Source organism: Luminiphilus sp. nBUS_07, assembly GCF_051201685.1.
Taxonomy (GTDB): domain Bacteria; phylum Pseudomonadota; class Gammaproteobacteria; order Pseudomonadales; family Halieaceae; genus Luminiphilus.
This window is the reverse complement of the sequence record NZ_CP179213.1, coordinates 1,497,028-1,517,374: the sequence shown is the minus strand read 5'-3', so window position 1 is coordinate 1,517,374 and position 20,347 is coordinate 1,497,028. Positions and strand designations below refer to the sequence as shown.

The window sequence follows — 20,347 nt, the reverse complement described above, 5'->3', positions numbered from 1 at the left end:
CTCGGTTCAATTTAACTGTGACCTAGCGCAAAATAGCGCAAAGACCATTCGACAAATGCCCACAAAGGATCAGGTGTTGCTTAAAGAACTCGACCCCGCCGCTGTCGCCTCAGTGCTGGAAGCGGTAGCAGACGTGCAATTACAGCTGGACGCAGAAGGCTTTTGCCTTGATGTCGCTGTCACCAACGCCGAGCTGACTGACCTCATGAGAATTCCTTGGCGCGGGCGCAGCTGGCATGAGCTCTGTATCGAAGAGCACACCGAACGCGCAAAGAGCGCATTAACTGCCGCCACTCGCACACCCAACACACCTAATCGGGTCGACCTCAACATTCGTGCGACTGAAACAAATGATGAGCTACCCATGAGTTTCAGGCTTATTCAACCTCTCGACGGTGAGGGCGTTATTGCCGTCGGGCGTGATCTGAGGGTTGTAAGCGACCTTCGGCAGCAAGTTCTCAACGCACAGCATGCTATGGAGCAAGACTATTGGGCACTGCGCCAAATGGAAAATCGCTATCGCCGCCTGCTAGAGCTCACAAGCGACGGAATTCTTGTTGTTGATGAAGGTACTGGCAGGGTCTTAGAGGCTAACTCACAGGCAAACGCGATGCTAAATACAGAAGGTCAGAGCATTATCGGGCGCCCCCTACCGCTAAACTCGGCCGAGATTCAGACGCTCTTAGATGCCGCGCGGGAAACAGGCGCCACCAGCTTGCGACGTATTGTGCTGCCCAATGTCCCCCACGGCAGCGACGTCTTGGTAAGTTTTCAACGTCAGGGACCTGAGTCTCGCTATTTGATTAGGCTCTCTAGCACCGGTGAAGACAGCAACTTGCAGGATATGCACCTAGCAGATACTTTCCAGCTGGCTCCCGACGCTATTGTTCAGGTTGATAGCGAAGGTCGCATCGAATACGTAAATTCTATCTTTCTCGAGTGGATCAGCGTGCCCGCCCCGGATCAGGTCATGGGGAGGACTCTCGATACTTGGGTGGGGCGGACAACCGTCGACCTTTCCGTAATGCTCAGCAATCTTAAGCAAGGGCGCTCAATAAAGCTCTATGCCTCTGTGCTCAAGAATAGCGTGGGGACCACATCAGAGATCGAAATCTCTGCCGCAACAGTTCAACGGGGCGACAACCCAAAGATTGTGTTCTTTATCAGGGACATCAGCCGGCGCCTAACGACAGATCATCCACTCACAGAGCGCCTGCCACGATCCATCGAACAAATTACAGAGCGCGTGGGTCGCCACCCCTTGAAAGAGCTGGTGCGCGAATCCACCGAAGTCATTGAGGCACTCTGTATTGAGGCTGCATTGAAACTCACTCGGGATAATCGCGCCTCAGCCGCCGAGATCTTGGGCCTGAGTCGACAAAGCCTCTACACCAAGTTACGGCGTTATGGCATAGGGGATTCAGCTTCTGACCCCGCGGAATGACTATTTTTATTTACGTATGATATGTAAATAACATTTGACGTTGGTTGGAGGGCCTGTTTACCCTCCAACTATGCAAAGAGCTCCCTCTTTTGAAGTTCGTACTCATCGCCCTCAGGCGAGCGCCCTGCTTGAATTACTCAAACCCATCACTTGGTTCCCCCCCATGTGGGCGTTTCTTTGCGGGGCGGTGTCAAGCGGCTCGGGCTTGCTGGAAAATCCTGTGCTACTTATTGCCGGCATCCTGCTCGCGGGCCCAATGGTTTGTGGCGCCAGTCAAATCGTCAACGACTGGTTTGATCGCGAAGTGGACGCCATCAATGAACCCCAACGCGCGATACCCTCAGGCAGAGTGCCGGGTAATTGGGGACTGATTTTTGCAGTTGTATGGACCGCTCTAGCGGGCGCTTGGGGCGCCGCCCTTGGCTTTTGGGTGGGTATTGCAACACTGGTCGGTCTCACCCTCGCATGGATGTACAGTGCCCCACCCTTTCGATTAAAGCGCAATGGCTGGTGGGGTGCCGCTGCTGTCGGCCTAAGTTATGAGGGCTTGGCGTGGCTGACAGGGGCGGCAGTTTTTCTGGGAGGTATGCTCCCAGCTTGGCAGGTACTTGCAGTTGCAGGCCTGTACAGTTTAGGCGCACACGGCATTATGACCCTCAATGACTTCAAATCTGTCGCGGGCGACCGTGCGTTGGGTCTGCGCTCGCTGCCCGCAGTTTATGGGCTCCGCAAGGCGGCCATTATCGCCTGCTGGTTTATGGCGGTACCTCAATTTTTCGTGGTTGCCCTACTCGTCAACGAAGCCGCTCACTGGCAAGCAGCCGTAGTTGCCCTGCTGATTGCTGGGCAACTCATCGCCATGTCTAAGCTGGTTAAAAACCCTGAAGAGTTGGCGCCGTGGTACAACGGTACCGGTGTGATGGCCTATGTAAGCGGCATGATGGTCACTGCAACTGCACTCTCGGGTCTTGCGTCATGACAGGTCTGCAAAATCTCACCTGGCTGGGTATTGCGCGCCTTGGGCTTATTCAGACGTCACTGGGTGCCATCATCGTACTCACGACATCTACTTTAAATCGCGTGATGGTTGTGGAAATGGCCTTACCCGCCATGCTGCCCGGCTTTCTGGTCGCGGTGCATCACTTTGTTCAGCTTGCCCGTCCACGCATTGGCTATGGCTCGGACATCGGAGGGCGTCGCACACCCTGGATTTTAGGTGGCATGGCGCTCCTCGCCACTAGCGGTGTTATCGCAGCTTTTGGCACTGTACTAATGGCTAGCAGCGTCATCACCGGCTCAATAGTCTCGTTTATTGGCTTTTTTGGCATTGGTTTAGGCTCAGGAGCAACCGGTACCTCGCTGCTAGTGCTCTTGGCCAAGGTCGTTGCACCCGAGCGAAAACCCGCCGCTGCAACTCTGGTGTGGTTTATGATGATCGCGGGATTCGCCGTCACAGCAGGGGTTGCTGGCCATTTTCTAGACCCTTTTTCCCCCAGTCGCCTGCTAAGTGTAACTGCGACCGTGTCGGTACTCGCGATGACGGTTACCGTGCTGGCCATACGCAACGTTGAACCCACCTCCTACACCGTACAACCCGCAGCGGCTGCAGAAAAACCTGCGTTCAGCGAAGCGCTCAAGAAAATTTGGCAGGAGCGGCAGGCTCGCCAGTTCACTTTGTTTGTGTTTGTCTCAATGCTGGCGTACTCCTTTCAGGACCTGATACTTGAGCCTTACGCGGGGCTGGTTTTTGGCTTATCACCGGGGGCCTCAACTCAGCTAGCAGGCACTCAACATGCGGGGGTTCTGGTGGGCATGATCGCCGTTGCTGCGAGCGGCTCGCTGTTCAGTAAGCACGGCGTACGCCTGCTTCGCGCCTGAACCGTTGGCGGCTGTATTGCATCTGGGATGGTACTGCTGACACTCGCGAGCGGCGGACTCCACCCCGAGACCTGGCATCTCTCTGGCAACGTATTTCTCCTCGGGTTTGCCAACGGCGCATTCGCGGTGGCCGCGATTGCGACCATGATGACCTTAGCAAGCGCCGGACAATCGGGCCGTGAAGGTTTGCGTATGGGGCTCTGGGGAGCCGCGCAAGCTATCGCATTTGCCCTAGGCGGCTTTTTAGGCACCGTCGCTGTTGATGTGTGTCAAATTTGGATTGAAGTGCCTGCACATGCTTACGGACTGGTATTTAGCTTCGAGGCTCTCATGTTCCTCGTAGCTGCTTGGCTGGGCCTGGGTATTGGCAAAAACGAACAACAAAACGAACAACAAAACGAAGAAAAATCAGCTCCAAGCTTTGGAGAAATCGCCATGCAAGAAGTGATGGCGGGTCGCAACTAACGGGGGACTCGAATCGTGTCCAATACAGATTATGACGTGGTAATTATCGGCGGCGGTCCATCGGGTGCAAGCGCCGCCGAGCACCTAGCAAAACAAAACTACCGGGTGCTATTGCTTGAACGCGCTTTTCGAATCAAGCCTTGTGGCGGTGCCATTCCACCCTGCTTGATCGATGAATTTGAAATTCCCGAAGAGCTATTAGTCGCCAGAATCCGGTCAGCTCGAATGATATCGCCCACAGAAAAAAAGGTGGATATGCCGGTCGGTGAAACCTTTGTTGGCATGGTTGATCGCGATGTCTTTGACCCTTGGCTGCGAGAGCGCGCCGTTTCAGCCGGAGCGGAACTGCGTATCGGTGCCTTCAAGGCGCTGCACTATGATGAAGAAGGTGTTTTGCATATCGACTTTCAAAGCAAAGAAGCCGGTCTCGAGAACATCAGTGTGACTAGCCGCAGCGTGATCGGTGCTGATGGTGCGCGGTCAAACGTGGCTCGACAGGCGATTCCCTGTAGCAAGAACGCACGGTGGGTGCTGGCTTACCACGAAATCGTGGAGGCCCCAGCTGCCAATGATGAGCTTTACGACGGTGATCGCTGCGATGTTTGGTATCAGGGCGAATTATCACCCGACTTTTATGCTTGGGTATTCCCCCATGGAAGGCATGCCAGCATTGGTGTCGGCAGTGAGACTGATGGCTTCTCTGCGCGAAATGCGGTGGCAACTCTCAGAGCCAAAACAGGGTTAGACAGCTGTCAAACAGTTCGCCGAGAAGGTGCCCCTATACCCATGAAGCCCCTAAAAAGGTGGGACGATGGCAGAGGCGTGTTGCTCTCTGGCGATGCCGCTGGAGTCGTTGCGCCGGCATCCGGTGAAGGGATTTATTACGCCATGCTTTGTGGCAAGCTTGCCGCACAAACCATGGATGAGTTTTTACAGGTGGGCGATGCCCGAATCCTTGGCAAGGCACGCCGCCAGTTTATGAAGCTGCACGGAAAAACGTTCTGGGCACTGGGTCTACTGCAACGTATTTGGTACCGATCGGACAAACGTCGTGAGAAGTTTGTGAGCATGTGTCAGGACAAAGATGTCCAAGAGCTAACTTGGCAGGCCTACACCCAAAAACAGCTGGTCAAGCGACGCAAAACTGCGCACCTACGGGTTGCCCTAAAAGATATTGGAAACCTAATAGGTCTTACGCGAGCTTCCTAGGCGATGGCAGCTTTGCTCCTATCGTGGATGGAGTCTTCGTTGATATCCGGAAGGCTTCTCGACGCCATCCTCGGCCTGATCGTCATTGAGGGCATCGTTATCATCGTTGCCCATCGTTACAACACGGCTTGTCCTAGCCCCCGAACGCTAATTCCCAATCTCGTGTCTGGGGCTGCTCTGATGCTAGGCATTCGCCTCGCCTTATCACAGGCCGAGTGGTACTGGTTAACGCTGTGTTTAAGCGTCTCACTGCTCGCCCATCTCACTGATCTCGTCCTGCGATACCGCCCACCAGGACGCACCTCCAGTCAGAGTTAGGGGCGTCTTATTACCCTCAAGAACAGGCTAACGACATCAATATCAAGGTCTCTGGCCGTTGTAGAGGCCCAGTCAGGATCATCGTTTGCATTGAGCACCAAGAGACCTTCGAATTAAACTCGGCCACCAAAACGATTAGGCGCTGATCACCTCTTAGCTACGGCCAATGACATCGTCGGTGTCGACTGAGACGTTGCCGCTTTTTACTGGCAATGGCTCAAGCTCAGCCACGCGCAATCAGCAAGGGGGCCACTGAAGACTTCGTCGGTGTCGCGTTGCTCGCCTGAGATTTTGCATGTTGCAAAAAAAATGATCTGCGGGCCTTGCAGTGAAGGCACTGACCCCAGGTTCTAACCACAAATATTGTGCGAGCCCGCATGAAACGCTCAGGTTCCATGACCATTTTCTGGACGATTAATCGCTCTCGACACTCCCTTTAGACTTCTTATACTGAGGCACCCTTTTTATCGGCTCACATTGGATTATTGCCTATGCAAGACAACATCATTGACGCCATCGGCATGCTCGGCACAATCATGGTCATACTGGCCTATTACCTGCTGCAGCTCGAACGAATCGACCCTAAAAGCCTTGGCTACAACGTCATGAATTTAGTGGGCGCGGTTTTTCTTTTTTTCAGTCTATGCTTCAACTTTAATCTTGCCAGCGTGGTGATTGAGGTGTTCTGGATAGGGGCTTCAATAATCGGCCTATGGAAATACTGGCGCCGAAACGCTGCGAGCGCGACTCAGTAGGCTCTATCGCCGCACAAGCCGCACAAGCCGCACATAGCGTTTAGTGGGATGCGCCCAAAATCACATTACAATTTTAATTTTTGGTGACTTTACGCCGCCGACAAATTCAATTGCAGTCGGTTGCCAGCAAAAATTCGTCAAAGAAAGCCGCGAGCTCCGCATGGGCAGTGAGCGGTAGAATTGTGGCAATGTGCTGGTCCGGGCGCACCACCACCATGCAGCCTCGGGAACGGTCTATGCCGCGCAGATCGAACACATCATTGTTCTTCTCACCGTAGAACACCTTCTCATAGTCCCTAAGGCCATATTTTCCTCCGGGAGGCCACAGAAAGTCGGGGATGTTCTCAATGGCAAGATCTTGTTGCTGGAAGACACCGTACACATCGATCACTGAATCGATATCGGCATCTTGAGCAGTGTATCGAACTACGGGCGATGCGGGATCGTTCGCCAAAAACTCGATGAGCTGGCCGGAATCGGAAGCCGCGTCACAGGGATTATGGGTACTGCCGAAGATAAAGATGCGCCAACGGCCATCCGCCTTTACCAAATGTCCCAAGTGTTGCTGACGGCCATCGGCCACGCGAAGGGCAATGGCAGAGTGGAACCGCTGGCCAATATTAAAGCCGGCTGCCAGCTCCTGATTTTCTTGTCCTGTGCAGATGTACGACGGGTAATAGCCGATGGCGGTTCCGGCGATGAAGCCGTTTTGCCGAGCCATGAATGCCTCGATATCGGTGGTATCGGTTTTGCGTTGGTCCGCCGAGAGTTGTTTCGCCGATGGCTGGGTAGCGACCAGTCTCGACAGTTGCCGGTCGGCATCGATAAGCTGTTCGGCGACCTTGCGCCGTTCGGGCGCATAGGTCTGCAACAGCTTGGGATGGCTCTTGCCTTGCAGTACCGACGCCATCTTCCAGCCTAAATTAAAAGTGTCTGGAAGGGAGGTATTCAAACCCCAGCCACCTTTGGGGCTGTGGGTATGGCAGGCGTCACCGGCAAGAAAAGCGCGGGGAATCTGATTTTCCTGAGCATCCAGTGACCGGTCATCGAAACGCTCGGCCACCCGCTGACCCACCTCGTAAATCGACCACCAAGCGACCTCTTTAACGTCCACGGTATATGGGTGGTAAATCTGCTGCATCTTGGCAATGAGGTCATTCTCAGTAAGCTTGATGCTGGCAGCGCGCTCGCCCCGCTCCAGAAGGTCGAGTTCCACATACATTCTGACTAGGTAGCCGCCTTCACGGGGGATGAGCATCACCGCACCGTGATCTTTGGACTGGATGAAACTTTTGACCCGGATATCTGGGAAATCGGTCACTACCAGTACGTCCATGACGCCCCAAGCTTTGTTCGCCGAATCACCCTTGAGCTCGATACCAAGGCCCCGTCGCACGATGCTCCTAGCCCCGTCTGTGCCCACCACGAAGCGTGCCTTGATAACTTCCTGCTCACCTTGCTCCTCCGTGTCGCTGCGCTCGAAGGTTGCAGTGATGGGGTAGGCATCAAGGTCCTGAGTGAGGTTGGAATCCACGTTGAGCTTCATCAGTTTTCGGCAGTAGTGAGGCTCAAGCCCGGTGACCGAGTGCTTCATACCCTCAAGCAACAGTTCGTGCAGTCGTGCCTGATTGACTATACCGTGGGTGAATTCCGACAGACCGATTCGGGCATCGAAGATCTTGTGGCTGCGCTTGATGTTCTCAGTATTATCGCTGTCGGGCTCCCAAAAACTATTCTGGCGCAGCTGGTAGGTTTCTTTAACCACCATTTCGCTGCTATTGAACGCCTCCATGATTTCCATGGTTCGACAGGAAATACCATCGGCGCGCCCAAACAGCAACGGCCCTGGCTCGAGATCAACGATACAGGTGGAAATATCGCCGAACTCGGCCATCTGCCGTGCCATGGTCAGCCCTGCGGGACCGCAACCAACAATAAGTACATCGACCTCGGTGGGCAGATCAGTTATCGGCGGATTGGGATAGGGCTTTCGAACCTCGTCGGGGATTTGGTAATTGCCGGGGTTGAAGCCATTCCGGTGGTACTGCATAGGACACTACTCTCCGCTATCCGCACTATTTGTTATTCAAGAACGCCAAGGATGTGCTGGCTGTTTTTAACCCGACGGACCGGCAAGATCACTGGGTGGATCGCTGCTCCACCTGGCGGCCTGATGCAGACGCCGCTGGGCGGCTTTTAGCCCGTGAGCCCGCACCGGTGTGTTGCCAGGCTCTGCCCTGACGATGTTGCCTCTGGAGGGGCCGCCTAGCCATCAGCTCGATTTTATCTAGGATGCTTTTGAAAAGCCTCTGCTTGCCAATTTTGCGTTCCTAGCAACCGCTCAAAATTAGGTAACAGGTTAACTATAATCCGTTCATCTCAACGGTGCCAGCCTTTAGTGAGCCAAGCACCCATTCGGTAATGCCGAACTAGCGGCTGCGGATTCAATTTCGAGCGCCCTGCTACCTTTCTTGCCGACTTTCACTAACGAATCCGCGTAAGCAACACCCACTTGACCAGGTCAATCCCGGGATAAAACGGCAGTTGAACCTCCAAGCCCGAGAGTGCCAAAGGGGTTTTTCTGACCATCGAATTTATAACCATTAATGCGGTGGAGATATTTACACGGAAACGGGTTTGTCCATGAAGATTAAACCTGATCAAAATCAAGGGTGGTACCAGCCACGCAACATTGGCATTTAAGAGATGCCATCGTTAGGTAGCGTCTACATGGCCCAAGCTCCCATGCGTGTGCAGAATTGCTTTCACGAATTCAGGCAAAAGTGGTCTCTGATCATACACAGACCCCGCAAGCAGCCCCGTTACGATCCCCTGAAAGGGTATCCGCGCATGAGTAGCTGTGCGACCGGAGGCATTTCGCATCAGGTCTCTAGCTACCGATTAATCAGCTTAGCCTTGAGGCCACTCTAGCGCCCTTGCTGAACAAACCACTCACTATGGCAAGGCCGCTACACCGACAACCGCGATGATCGTACGTCCGACAGCAATACGCTTGCCTACCAAGCGGGCGCCATACAAACTTGGTCGGGCAGCGTGTTTGGCTTCGTTGGCAAACAGTACAGCCGAGCAAAAGTTAGGCCTGATTGAGCTATAACGCCCAACCTAAGACACTTGTTGATAAGACCGCCCTTGGCCTGCAAACCCTCGGCTTTTTCACTGAGGAACAGCAGACGCTCCATACCACGTCGAAACCGAGGATCATCGGTATTCAACGTCATAGGGAATACTTGCTTGGAAATTTCAGAGGTAATGTCAAACACTTGATAATCAAACTCAGTGGGATCCATACCGAAGGCCTGATACAACTTCGGACGTGAATGGTCACGCACATACATCGTTGAATACACCGCCAGTAAAAAGAAACGTATCCAAAGCTTATTGTGTCCGCGAAGCAACTTGGGATCAGAACGCATTAGTAAGGCGAAGGCCTCGCCGTGGGCGTACTCATCATTGCACCAACGCTCAAACCAATTAAAGATAGGGTGGAATTGGTTTTGCGGATTGCGCTGCAGGTGACGATAAATCGTAATGTAGCGCGCGTAACCAATTTTTTCTGACAGGTAAGTTGCGTAGTAAATAAACTTGGGGCGAAAGTACTGGTAATCCTTGGTTTGCTTCAAAACACTGAGGTCTACCGCCACGCCCAACTGCTTCAATGCCCGGTTTATAAACCCTGCGTGACGGGATTCGTCCCGCGCCATATAACGCATCAGCTTGGCAATATCAGGATTATCTACGTTCTTCTCAATCTCTTGATACAGGACACAGCCAGAATATTCTGCCGTAATTGAGCTCACTAGGAGATCGAGAAAATCACGTTTGAGGTCCATATCGACATCAAGAGAGTCCGGATCAAACTCGATACTCTGCTTAAAATGCGCACGGTTTTTGTCTTCCTCAAAGTTCGCCATCATCACATCCCACTCATGGCGAACAGAGGAAACATCTAACGTATTCAATGCTTTGTAGTCTGTTTTATAAAATCTTGGCGCCAGCAACCTGTTTTCTAAAGCTTGCTGCGTCGAATCGTTTACTGCCGTTGTTGTTGCCATGTGCGCTCCTTTGGCCCCCGAGGCCACGATGGCGTTATTAAGTCGCCTTCCTACAGTATATGTCATTATTTTGTTACGAAAAGACTTGTCTAGATTATTTTACTTGCGTAGTGTCTTCAAGGGGGAAATTGCCGCCTTTAATCGGGTTGGGGGAAGACAATTGACCATCGGCTAATCCCGGGCCGTGGTCATATCCAATTTTTGTGGAGGCTTCACCCATGTGCAGCGATAGCGTAGCAACCCGTGCCGAGAACGAAGTCTCAGGCTCTTCTGATGATGAGCTGATTCACCTCGCTTACGTCAGTACACAAACCCGCGATATGAAAGCCGCAGACCTCATCGGTCTTTTGAGGGAAGCCAGAGGGTTGAACGAAGGCCGCAACATCTCAGGTTTGCTGCTCCATAAAAACCAATCGTTCTTTCAGGTCATCGAAGGCGCTCGATCGAGGGTGCAGGAAACCTTCAACAGCATTATGTCTGATCAGCGGCACGAAGGCGTTGAGGTGCTTTTTGACGAACCTCTCGAATCGAGAGAGTTTAGCGATTGGCAGATGGGCTTCCTAGACCTTGACGGCATTGACGTATCGATGCTCAGAGGGTATTCCAATTTTTTCGACAGTAACGAAGAACCCAGGGCTTTCTTAAAAGCGCTGAGTCGCGGCGAGCGACTCGCCCTACTCTTCCGCGACTTGGGCTGATAGCGCTCGGCGCCTGCCCAATCGAGGGCGCCAAATCCCCAGCACAACATTGGCTACGGCAACACTTCCCAGAACCACAATCGAGTAACTAATGGTGTCAAAGCTGCCCGCTAGTGCAGAAGACTCAAGGTCGCCGTTTAAAAACTGCCGCGTCAGCTTTGCTTCCCGCTGTATAGGACCCTGCACGGCGAGCAGTGTGCCTTCAAACATCACGATACCCGTCGCCAATTTCAACCAGGCCCAACCCGCGCTGTGAAACGCCGTGACCGCACCAATAGAAAGCAGGCCAGAAACCAGAGTTAATGCCAGAGACGGCAACAAAACCCAGCGAGCCAATCGATCGATAAGCTCAGTAAGCGCTGCGTAGCCATGAATATCTTGTAAGGGGTCTGGCAACAGTGCCAGGACAATGATCAAAGTGATTAAAGTCCCCAACAGGCCAACGCCGCCTAGAGTGTGGCAAAATTTAAGAGCTTTACGCACAGGCTCCGTCCTCTTTTCATTTAAAAATGCGGTTCAAGCACCCGTGATGTAGCGAGTCAGCCGACTTCGCAACGACGCGGGCAATAAACCGTTTACTACGTACCAAGCTTTTGTATTGCGGCCCAAAATTCGATGCGGCGTACGCTCAATGATCGCAGCAAAAGCTTCATCGGCAACTTGTTCCACCTGCATAGTGATGGGCATTTTTTCTGTATGGCGACTGTCTAACTGGTGCCCCATAGCCGTGTTGATGGGAGGTGGCTTGAGACAAGTCACGTGAACATCGTGATCCTGCCATTCGATAGCAAGGGCCTGTGTTAAGCCGTCCACATAAAATTTACTGGCGCTGTATACGGCCAACCATGGGATACCGTGAATACTGCTCGCGGAGCATAGGTTGAGCACTACCGCATCGTCGGTATCGCGCAGGTAGGGGAACGCCTGATGTGAAACCGTAGTCAGACCCCCAATGTTGACGGCGATCATAGCGTTGACATCTGCGGCAGACATCGTTGAAAAATCACCCGCTGACAGAACGCCCGCGTTGTTGACTAAAACATGCAGTTGGCCGCCACTAGCATCGGTGAACGCTGTCAGCGCTGCATTGACAGAGTCAGGGTCTGTCACGTCACAAAACCCCGCAACGGCATTGTGGAATAACGGGGTCTGTAAATGATTATTGCAAAGGGTTTCGTTGATATCGAACAGTCCAACAAGCCACCCTTTCTCAGCAAATAGGCGCGCGATGGCTAGACCAATGCCCTGTCCTGCGCCGGTGATAAAAATAGCTTTCATAGCATGGCAACCCTATTTTGTTATTCTCTTCCCGAAAGATGGAGCTTTTAGTTCACATGAGCAAGCCTGAATGACCGTTAATTCCAGCATGAGCTCAACAACATGCGCGTAGCAGCGATTGAGGGTGGTGGCACGAAGTTTCTCGTCGCCGTTGGGAGTCCCTGCTCGATTACCAATCACTACACTTCTATTGCCACGGCGCCCCCTGCAGAAACCCTCCCCAAACTGTTGAGCTACCTACGCGCCGAGCACAAGAAAGAAGCATTTCATGCAATAGGCATCGGCTCATTCGGTCCGTTGGGTATAGCGCCAGAACGCAGCGACTATGGCGTCATTGGCCCGACCACAAAGCCCGATTGGAGTTATTTCAGCTACCCCGAGGCGCTGGCTGAATTTAATCTGCCCTTGGTGATCACTACTGACGTCAATGCGGCGGCCATTGCAGAGTCGACCCTAGGCTCAGCACGTGACAGTCAACGCATCATTTATGTCACCGTCGGTACGGGTATTGGCGGGGGTATTGTTATCAGTAATCAGCTGAATCAGGGCAAATTTCATCCCGAAGTCGGCCACATGAAAATAGCAGTGAACCCTGATGACCCGATGCCCGAGGGATTGTGTACATTTCACGGCAACTGCCTGGAGGGGCTGGCTTCAGGCCCCGCCATAGAACAACGTTGGGGCGTCAATTTGAGCGATTTGAACCCGAACCATCCCGGCAATGATCTGCAGGCAAATTACCTCGCACAAATGTGCATGAATCTACTTCTGACAATAACTCCCGATAGCATCATACTGGGCGGCGGGGTAATGCAAACGCCCTTTTTACTGAGCAAGGTGCGACTCGCTTTGCGGGAGATGATGAACCACTACATGCCCCAATTTTCCTCTGAAGATGCGGTAGAAAAGCTCATCAAGGCTCCGGCATTCGCGCCCTTTTCGGGGCTTGTTGGCGCAGCACTACTCGCTCAGCGCGTTATCTGAAAAAAATCCAAGGAACTTACTGCATGTCGAGCACCATAAATATTGATAGTGAACTGCAAAATTTAGCCGATCAAATGGCAACTGCCCGTGTGGCCCAGTGGTTTGAGGGGGACTCAACCCGCGCAACCAACTTGCGCTGTGCGGCTAACGGCATTGTTCTCGATTACAGCAAACACCGTATCGACCCACTCAGCCGAGAGCGCCTGCTCGAACTTGCCGAGCAGTCAAACTTAGCTACCGATTTTGACGCCTTGACTCGAGGCGAGGCTGTAAACATCACCGAGGAACGTGCCGCATTACATACGTTGCTGCGCGGCACACGAGCGGACACAAACCCAGAGCTGTATGCCGAGATACAAGCGACTAATACGCGGTTAGCGCAACTAGTGTCAGAAATTCATGGCGAAGAACGCACGGGCTTCGGTGGTACTCGATTCACCGATGTAGTCAATATTGGTATCGGCGGCTCTGATTTTGGCCCAAAAATGGTGTGTAGAGCACTGCGTTCTGACGCCGACCTTTTAAATGCCCATTTCATCGCCAATGTCGATCCTCAAGATTTGGATGAAACCCTCGCGACGCTGGACCCTCGCTCGACCTTTTTTATTGTTTGCTCAAAATCATTCACCACAGAAGAAACGTTGACCAATGCGCTGAGGGCGCGAGCTTGGCTACTCGCCGCCGGCGCGGGCGAGTCGGACATCGACAAACACATGGTGGCGGTTACTACCAACCTCGACGCCGCTAGTGATTTTGGTATTAGCCAAGCCAACTGCTTTCCTATGTGGGATTGGGTTGGAGGTCGCTACTCACTGTGGTCTGCCGTGGGCATTTCTATAGCACTGCAATCTGGCTGGGCCACATTCCAGCGTCTGCTCAACGGCGCTCAAGAAATGGACCTTCACACCCTAGGCAGTCGAGGCGCCGATAATTTTCCCCTGATAATGGCCCTGCTCGAATACTGGAATACCCTTTATCTCAAGACCGATACCCACGTCGTTTTACCCTACGCCCATTGTCTCGAGCAACTCCCCGACTTTTTGCAGCAACTGTCCATGGAAAGTAACGGAAAACGAGTCGACCTCACTGGCGCGGCCCTTGCTGTGCCCAGTGCACCAGTGCTGTGGGGTTCGGCCGGGACGATTGGCCAACACAGTTACTATCAGCTGCTCCATCAGGGCAACCGTCGCTTTACCGCCGACATTATTTTGCCCCTTACGCAGGAAGGCAGAGATTTCGATGCACAGCGCAAACTTGTGGCCAATGCGTTGGCTCAGAGTCGAGCGCTTTTGATTGGACGAAATCCGAGCGAAGCAATGCAGCTTGCTAAAGAGCGCGGTCAACCCGACAGCTTTGCAGCACATTATGAGATGCCGGGTAATCATTCCCACTCACTGATCTATTTCGAGGCGCTCACTCCAGAAATACTCGGTGCTTTAATCGCCGCCTATGAGCATAAAACCTTCTTTCTCTCACGATTACTGGGCATCAATGCCTTCGATCAGTGGGGTGTTGAATTGGGCAAGGTGATCGGTCGGCAGATATCAACGATGCTCGAACACGGTGAAGGTCTCGACACCATTGATCCGGCAACGGCAATGGCGATTCAGGCATGGCGGTCGATCAATGTCAAAGACACAAATCCACGCTAGAAAGCCATAAAATGCAGCATGGACGCTTGTTGTGAGCTGTAAGCCCAAAACGCGATGCGCGGTGTTTGGGACTATGTCATCCCAATGGTGCGACCATAAAATCCCGGGCACAGCAATCGAGAGCAACAACAACGAGTGTTGATGGCAAACCCATTGGAGACAACACTTGCGTAAGCAATGGCTACCGGTACCATTACGAGCCCCTAATTTTTGTCTGAATGTCCTTTGGAGACAGTTTATGACCCGATACTTAATGACCTTATTCGGAGTGCTGTTTGCGCTAGAGGCGTTCAGCGCCGCTCAAGAGCCGGCGAGCTGGGATGTCTCCAACCCCCCTGGCCCATGGCGGGACATCACCATTGATACGGACACTACGACCTGGTCGTTCGTAGATGTCAGTCCTGACGGTACCCACGTAGTCTTTGACATGTTGGGCGACTTATACAGCGTGCCCATAGCAGGCGGCCCTGTGACAGCCCTGACCCAGGGCACAGAATGGAACTTCCAGCCCACCTTCAGCCCCGACGGCCAACGTATTGCTTTCGTCTCTGATCGGGACGGCAATGACAACATTTGGGTTATGGACATTGATGGCAGCAACGTCCTTCAGATCACGAGTGAACGTCAGCACAACCTTCACAACCCAGCATGGACGCCTGACAGCCAGTGGATAGCGGTACGTAAAGGCACCGTTTCAAGGCGCAGCATTCCCTCAGGGGAGATTTGGATGTACCACATCAATGGTGGTAGTGGTGTCGAAGTTGTCGACAATACCGACGGTAAACGCGCCCAAAAATCCATTGCAGAACCCGCTTTCTCTCCCGATGGGAAACATTTGTACTACAGTCAAGACACAACCTCGGGGTTGGTGTGGCAGTACAACAAGGACTCGACTGGCGAGATATTTGCCATCAAACGACTCGATTTAACCACCGGAGAGACGGTTACCATAACCGGAGGGCCCGGAGGTGCCGTGCGCCCTACCCCATCGCCAGACGGCAGCAAGCTTGCCTTCGTCAAACGACTTCCAGATTTCAACAGCGCGATTGTTATTCGTGATCTCGCCTCGGGTATGGAAACCGTTGTTTACGACACATTAGAGCGCGACGAGCAAGAAACCGCAGGGAGTCACGGCAACACAACCGCCTTCGAATGGTTGCCCAACGGCCGTGACCTTATGTTCTGGACTGCAGGGCGAATCCATAGACTGAACACTGAGACCCGTGCCACAAGCACACTGCCCATACGTTTAGCTGTCACGAAAAAAGTGCGCGACACGGTGCGGTTTCCGGTAGACGTTGCGCCCGAAACGGTTGCCAGTAAGATGCTGCGCTGGGCACAGCTAACACCAAAGGGGCAGTCCGCCGTTTTTGGCAGCATGGGTCATCTCTACCACTCGAGAGTTACCGCCGACGGTGCCCAAAAACCTCGACGCCTCACAAAGCAAAAAGAGCATTTTGAATACTGGCCAGCACTTTCCTCGGATGGTCAACAAGTGGTCTACACCTCTTGGGATGATCAATCATTAGGCCGCGTCAAAATAGTGAGCGCTGGAGGCGGTCGCAGTAAAACGCTTGTAACCACCCCCGGTCACTATGTTCAGCCACAATTTTCTCCCGATGGAAAATCTGTGGTTTACCGCAAAACGACAGGGGGCTATTTACTGTCACCCCTTTGGTCTGTGGATCCCGGTATTTATCGTGTTGCTGTTAAAGGCGGCGCACCCTTCAAGGTCAGCAATACCGGACACCACCCCGCCTTCAGCGCAGACGGAAGCCGCATACTGTTTACCACACGGGGCCAAAACGGCTTGGAACTTCATAGCGTGGACCACAATGGCCTAGATAAACGTGTGGTTGCTCAAGGCGAAAAGGTGACGAGCTATGCCGTATCACCCGATGGCAACTGGCTGGCATTTACGGAGCACTTTAGGGTCTATGTCATGCCCCTGACAGGGACGGGCAAGCCTATGAGTGCGCAACGCTCTGGAGGTGCGATTCCAGTTCGTGGCGTCTCTCAACGCGCCGGAGAATTTCTTCACTGGTCGGCGGACAGTCAGGCACTGCACTGGTCAAACGGACCGACACTGTTTACCAGAAACCTGCAAGATGCCTTCAGCGCTCTAGCACCGAGCAGTGATGAATCTAATGATACGGCGATGGCCGAACCCGAGATTCAATCGATTGATTTAGGCTTTTCAGTGCCGGCTGATAAACCAAATACGGTGATCGCCCTCGTAGGCGGCACCGTTGTAACAATGCAAGAGGCCGACAGTCAGCAGCACGTCCTATCTGATGGTGTCATTGTTATCGAAGAAAATCGCATCACTGCAGTAGGTCCACGGGACGAAGTTGATATTCCTAGCACGGCGCAAATTGTCGATATTAGTGGCAAAACTGTGGTTCCTGGCCTTATCGATGCGCACGCTCACGGCGGCATGGGTAGTGAGGAAATTATTCCCCAACAAAATTGGATGCAACTTTCGAATTTGGCCTTTGGCGTCACCAGCATTCATGACCCATCTAATGACACCAGCGAAATCTTCACCCACGCCGAAATGCAGCGAGCCGGGCTTATTTTGGGACCGAGAACTTGGTCCACGGGGACCATTCTGTATGGTGCCAATGCGCCCGGAGCCACCACTGAGGTTCATACCCTCGAAGACGCTGAGTTTCATATTGAGCGCCTACGAGCCTCCGGAGCCGTATCGGTGAAAAGCTACAATCAACTCGCCAGAAGCGCGAGGCAACAGATTATTGAAGCCGCTGATCAGCAAGGCATTATGGTGGTCCCTGAGGGCGGCATGAAGTTTCAACACAACATGAACCACCTCATTGATGGTCACACCAGTATTGAACACTCACTGCCAATTGCCGAAATCTACGATGATGTTGTACAACTTTGGTCCCAAGTAGGCACCGGCTACGTGCCGACATTCGTTGTCTCCTACGGCGGACTGATGGGTGAGGAGTATTGGTATGATCGAACCGATGTCTGGCTCAATGAACGCCTTATGCGCTATTCACCCCGGCAATTCGTCGAACCCAGAAGCATGCGCAGACCCAAGGCACCTGACCATCATTACAATCACATCAATGTCGCTAGGACCGCAAAGAAGCTCCGAGATAATGGCGTGAGAGTGATGATTGGAGCCCACGGTCAGCGAGAGGGGCTTGCCCCCCATTGGGAGATGTGGATGATGGTTCAGGGCGGATTTACGCCTTGGGAAGCACTTCGTGGCGCCACCTATGATGCCGCTATCCATCTGGGTATGGATGCTGACATTGGCTCAATTGCGGAGGGAAAGTTAGCTGACCTTGCCATTATTGACGGCAATGTACTCGACGACATCCGTTTATCGGAATACGTCTCACATACCATGCTCAACGGCCGCTTATTTGGCACCACTACAATGAACGAGATGTTGACCGGCAAGAGCACAACGGCGCCTCTCTTTTTCCATCAAGCCGGAGGACAGCAACTGCCTGCGGGAACCTTGGAGGCTCTAGAGGCTAAACAAGCTCGGCATCACTGGCGGCACTAACCAGAACCTCAACCTGGCTACGGCGCATCAGCAAAGTGACGGGCGCTGAGGTGCTTTTGAGGCCTACACGCTCGGATAACCTGTCACTTATGTGCTTAAATTACATTTAAGGGGGTATATAATGAATTTTATACGCTATATATGTTATTTTATTACCCTTCTAATCACTCTGGTGAAGCATCTGTGAGTACTCAAGTCTCTCCCATTATTAGCAAAGTCACTGCCGATATTGAGCAACGCAGTCGTCACCTGCGCGATGAATATCTGACAATGATTGACTCTATGGCCCGTCAAGCTCCCGGAAGAGAGCAATTAAGTTGCGGCAATCTCGCACATGGCTTTGCCGCGTGTAACGAAACCGACAAATCTGCTATTAAGCTTATGGACGCCGCCCATGTGGGCATCGTGACCGCGTTTAACGATATGCTCTCGGCGCATCAGCCCTACGAAACCTATCCCGACCAAATAAAAGCCGCTTTGCGGGCAGTCGGTAGTACTGCACAGGTGGCCGGTGGTGTACCTGCGATGTGCGATGGCGTCACTCAAGGCCAAGCCGGTATGGAATTGTCGCTGTTTAGTCGTGACGTGATCGCGCAGGCAACTGCGGTCTCCCTCTCCCACCAAATGTTTGACGCAGTATTGCTTTTGGGCATCTGCGATAAAATCGTGCCGGGGCTTTTAATTGGTGCGCTTCAGTTTGGCCATCTGCCCGCGCTGTTCATACCTGCTGGCCCCATGCCCTCGGGCCTACCCAATAAAGAAAAAGCAGCCGTACGCCAGCGCTTTGCCGAGGGCAATGCCACCCGCGAAGAGCTGCTTCACGCCGAAAGCGCGTCCTACCACAGCGCGGGCACTTGCACTTTTTATGGCACAGCAAACACCAATCAATTATTGCTAGAGGCCATGGGGCTGCAGCTGCCCGGCGCGTCATTTGTTAATCCAGAATTACCCTTGCGTGAGGCCTTGACTGCCTACGCTGCCCAGCAAGTCACCCGCATTACCGCCAAGAGCAGTCGCTACACCCCACTCGGAGAGCAGGTTGATGCCCGGGCTTTAGTTAACGCCCTAGTGGCGCTGGTTGCCTCTGGAGGATCCACGAACCACTGTATTCACCTGATAGCCATAGCGCGCTCCGCAGGGTACATCATGAACTGGTCCGATTTTGATGCGATATCACAAGCCACGCCTCTACTCGCCCGGGTATATCCCAATGGGCAGGCTGATATTAATCACTTCCATGCCGCTGGAGGCACAGGGGTTCTGTTTCAAAACCTGCTTTCGGACGGACTTATGCACAGTGATGCACGCACATGCCTAGGCCTCCCCTTTGCTGATTTTGTGAGTGAACCCAGCCTAGGTAACGCTGATATCAGCTGGGTAAAACCGCCCGCAGCAAGCCTTGACGACACGGTCATACGGGATACCAGAGCACCCTTTGCAGAGGAAGGGGGACTCCGATTACTTGAGGGCAATTTAGGGCGTAGCGTTATAAAGGTGTCTGCCGTAAGCGCTGCTCACCAAATTGTAAAAGCCCCAGCTGTCGTCATCGACTCACAGCACGCTCTGCAAGCACTTTACGACTCGGGGGAGCTCAGCCGTGATTGCGTTGTTGTGGTGAGATTTCAAGGGCCTATGGCAAATGGCATGCCTGAGTTACACAAGCTCACCCCACTCTTAAGCAGCCTTCAGGATAAAGGTCATGCAGTAGCCTTGATTACCGATGGGCGTATGAGTGGCGCTTCAGGCAAAGTTCCTGCTGCAATACACATTACGCCAGAGGCCGCTGCAGACGGCCCTCTAGCTCGAATCAGAGACGGCGATATGATTACCCTCAACGCCAATACGGGAGAACTCAGCGTTGCGCTATCAGAGCCCGAACTGGCCAACAGAAACAGGGCCACCCCACCGAATGCCGATCAATTTACTGTTGGCAGAAACCTATTTTCTGCAGCTCGAAATCAAGTGAGTACTGCTGAACAAGGCGCCAGTTTTCTTTTCGACGCTGACACCCATTTCACGCACCAACGAGCGCGCGTTGAGGTCGCCTGA

The 20,347-nt window shown here is 53.1% G+C and carries 14 protein-coding genes and 1 pseudogene; 11 read left to right on the top strand and 4 right to left on the bottom strand.

Translation table 11 applies throughout. The annotated features are described in order from the left end of the window. The first annotated feature begins 55 nt into the window (after positions 1–55). The 6 genes and pseudogenes from ppsR to ACMAZB_RS06665 all read left to right on the top strand — a co-directional run bounded on the left by ppsR (position 56) and on the right by ACMAZB_RS06665 (position 6,069). Entirely contained in the window at positions 56–1,444 is a 1,389-nt protein-coding gene (ppsR, locus tag ACMAZB_RS06690; protein ID WP_435219908.1) for a transcriptional regulator PpsR, read from the top strand. 70 nt (positions 1,445–1,514) lie between these two features. Then, complete coding sequence (chlG, locus tag ACMAZB_RS06685) at positions 1,515–2,423, top strand: chlorophyll synthase ChlG (protein WP_435215516.1); 909 nt, start codon at positions 1,515–1,517, stop codon at positions 2,421–2,423. After that, positions 2,420–3,787 (top strand): annotated as a pseudogene (locus tag ACMAZB_RS06680) (BCD family MFS transporter). Before chlG ends, ACMAZB_RS06680 begins: the two are co-directional and overlap by 4 nt. Before the next feature lie 15 nt (positions 3,788–3,802). Then, entirely contained in the window at positions 3,803–4,996 is a 1,194-nt protein-coding gene (locus ACMAZB_RS06675) for a geranylgeranyl diphosphate reductase (protein ID WP_435215513.1), read from the top strand. Between the two features lie 3 nt (positions 4,997–4,999). After that, a complete protein-coding gene (locus tag ACMAZB_RS06670; protein ID WP_435219907.1) occupies positions 5,000–5,314 on the top strand; it encodes a hypothetical protein in 315 nt (104 codons plus the stop codon). Positions 5,315–5,805: 491 nt separating this feature from the next. Then, complete coding sequence (locus tag ACMAZB_RS06665) at positions 5,806–6,069, top strand: CBU_0592 family membrane protein (protein ID WP_435219906.1); 264 nt, start codon at positions 5,806–5,808, stop codon at positions 6,067–6,069. Between the two features lie 106 nt (positions 6,070–6,175). Here ACMAZB_RS06665 and ACMAZB_RS06660 read toward each other — a convergent pair whose 3' ends face one another. Then, positions 6,176–8,119 carry an FAD-dependent monooxygenase gene (locus tag ACMAZB_RS06660; protein ID WP_435219905.1) on the bottom strand — a complete coding sequence of 648 codons (1,944 nt, stop codon included), beginning with the start codon at positions 8,117–8,119 and terminating at the stop codon, positions 6,176–6,178. 967 nt (positions 8,120–9,086) lie between these two features. Further along, positions 9,087–10,142, bottom strand: coding sequence for a magnesium-protoporphyrin IX monomethyl ester (oxidative) cyclase (gene acsF, locus ACMAZB_RS06655; protein ID WP_435215507.1), 1,056 nt, complete (start codon positions 10,140–10,142; stop codon positions 9,087–9,089). Between the two features lie 218 nt (positions 10,143–10,360). Here acsF and ACMAZB_RS06650 point away from each other — a divergent pair, with 218 nt between their 5' ends. After that, the gene (locus ACMAZB_RS06650) at positions 10,361–10,840 is read left to right on the top strand and encodes a BLUF domain-containing protein (protein ID WP_435215506.1); all 480 of its coding nucleotides are present in this window, start codon (positions 10,361–10,363) and stop codon (positions 10,838–10,840) included. Here ACMAZB_RS06650 and ACMAZB_RS06645 read toward each other — a convergent pair. Next, positions 10,817–11,323 (bottom strand): hypothetical protein, encoded by a 507-nt coding sequence (locus tag ACMAZB_RS06645; protein WP_435219904.1) that lies wholly within the window; start codon positions 11,321–11,323, stop codon positions 10,817–10,819. The two genes, ACMAZB_RS06650 and ACMAZB_RS06645, sit on opposite strands and share 24 nt — an antisense overlap. A gap of 33 nt (positions 11,324–11,356) precedes the next feature. Next, the gene (locus tag ACMAZB_RS06640) at positions 11,357–12,118 is read right to left on the bottom strand and encodes an SDR family NAD(P)-dependent oxidoreductase (protein WP_435219903.1); all 762 of its coding nucleotides are present in this window, start codon (positions 12,116–12,118) and stop codon (positions 11,357–11,359) included. 102 nt (positions 12,119–12,220) lie between these two features. Between ACMAZB_RS06640 and ACMAZB_RS06635 the strand changes: the two genes are divergently transcribed. The 4 genes from ACMAZB_RS06635 (at position 12,221) to edd (ending at position 20,347) form a co-directional block, all read left to right on the top strand. Further along, the gene (locus ACMAZB_RS06635) at positions 12,221–13,102 is read left to right on the top strand and encodes an ROK family protein (protein ID WP_435219902.1); all 882 of its coding nucleotides are present in this window, start codon (positions 12,221–12,223) and stop codon (positions 13,100–13,102) included. Between the two features lie 23 nt (positions 13,103–13,125). Further along, positions 13,126–14,754, top strand: coding sequence for a glucose-6-phosphate isomerase (gene pgi / locus ACMAZB_RS06630; protein ID WP_435219901.1), 1,629 nt, complete (start codon positions 13,126–13,128; stop codon positions 14,752–14,754). A 238-nt stretch (positions 14,755–14,992) separates the two neighbouring features. Continuing rightward, a complete protein-coding gene (locus ACMAZB_RS06625; protein WP_435219900.1) occupies positions 14,993–18,298 on the top strand; it encodes an amidohydrolase family protein in 3,306 nt (1,101 codons plus the stop codon). Between the two features lie 141 nt (positions 18,299–18,439). Then, the gene (gene edd, locus ACMAZB_RS06620) at positions 18,440–20,347 is read left to right on the top strand and encodes a phosphogluconate dehydratase (RefSeq protein WP_435219899.1); all 1,908 of its coding nucleotides are present in this window, start codon (positions 18,440–18,442) and stop codon (positions 20,345–20,347) included.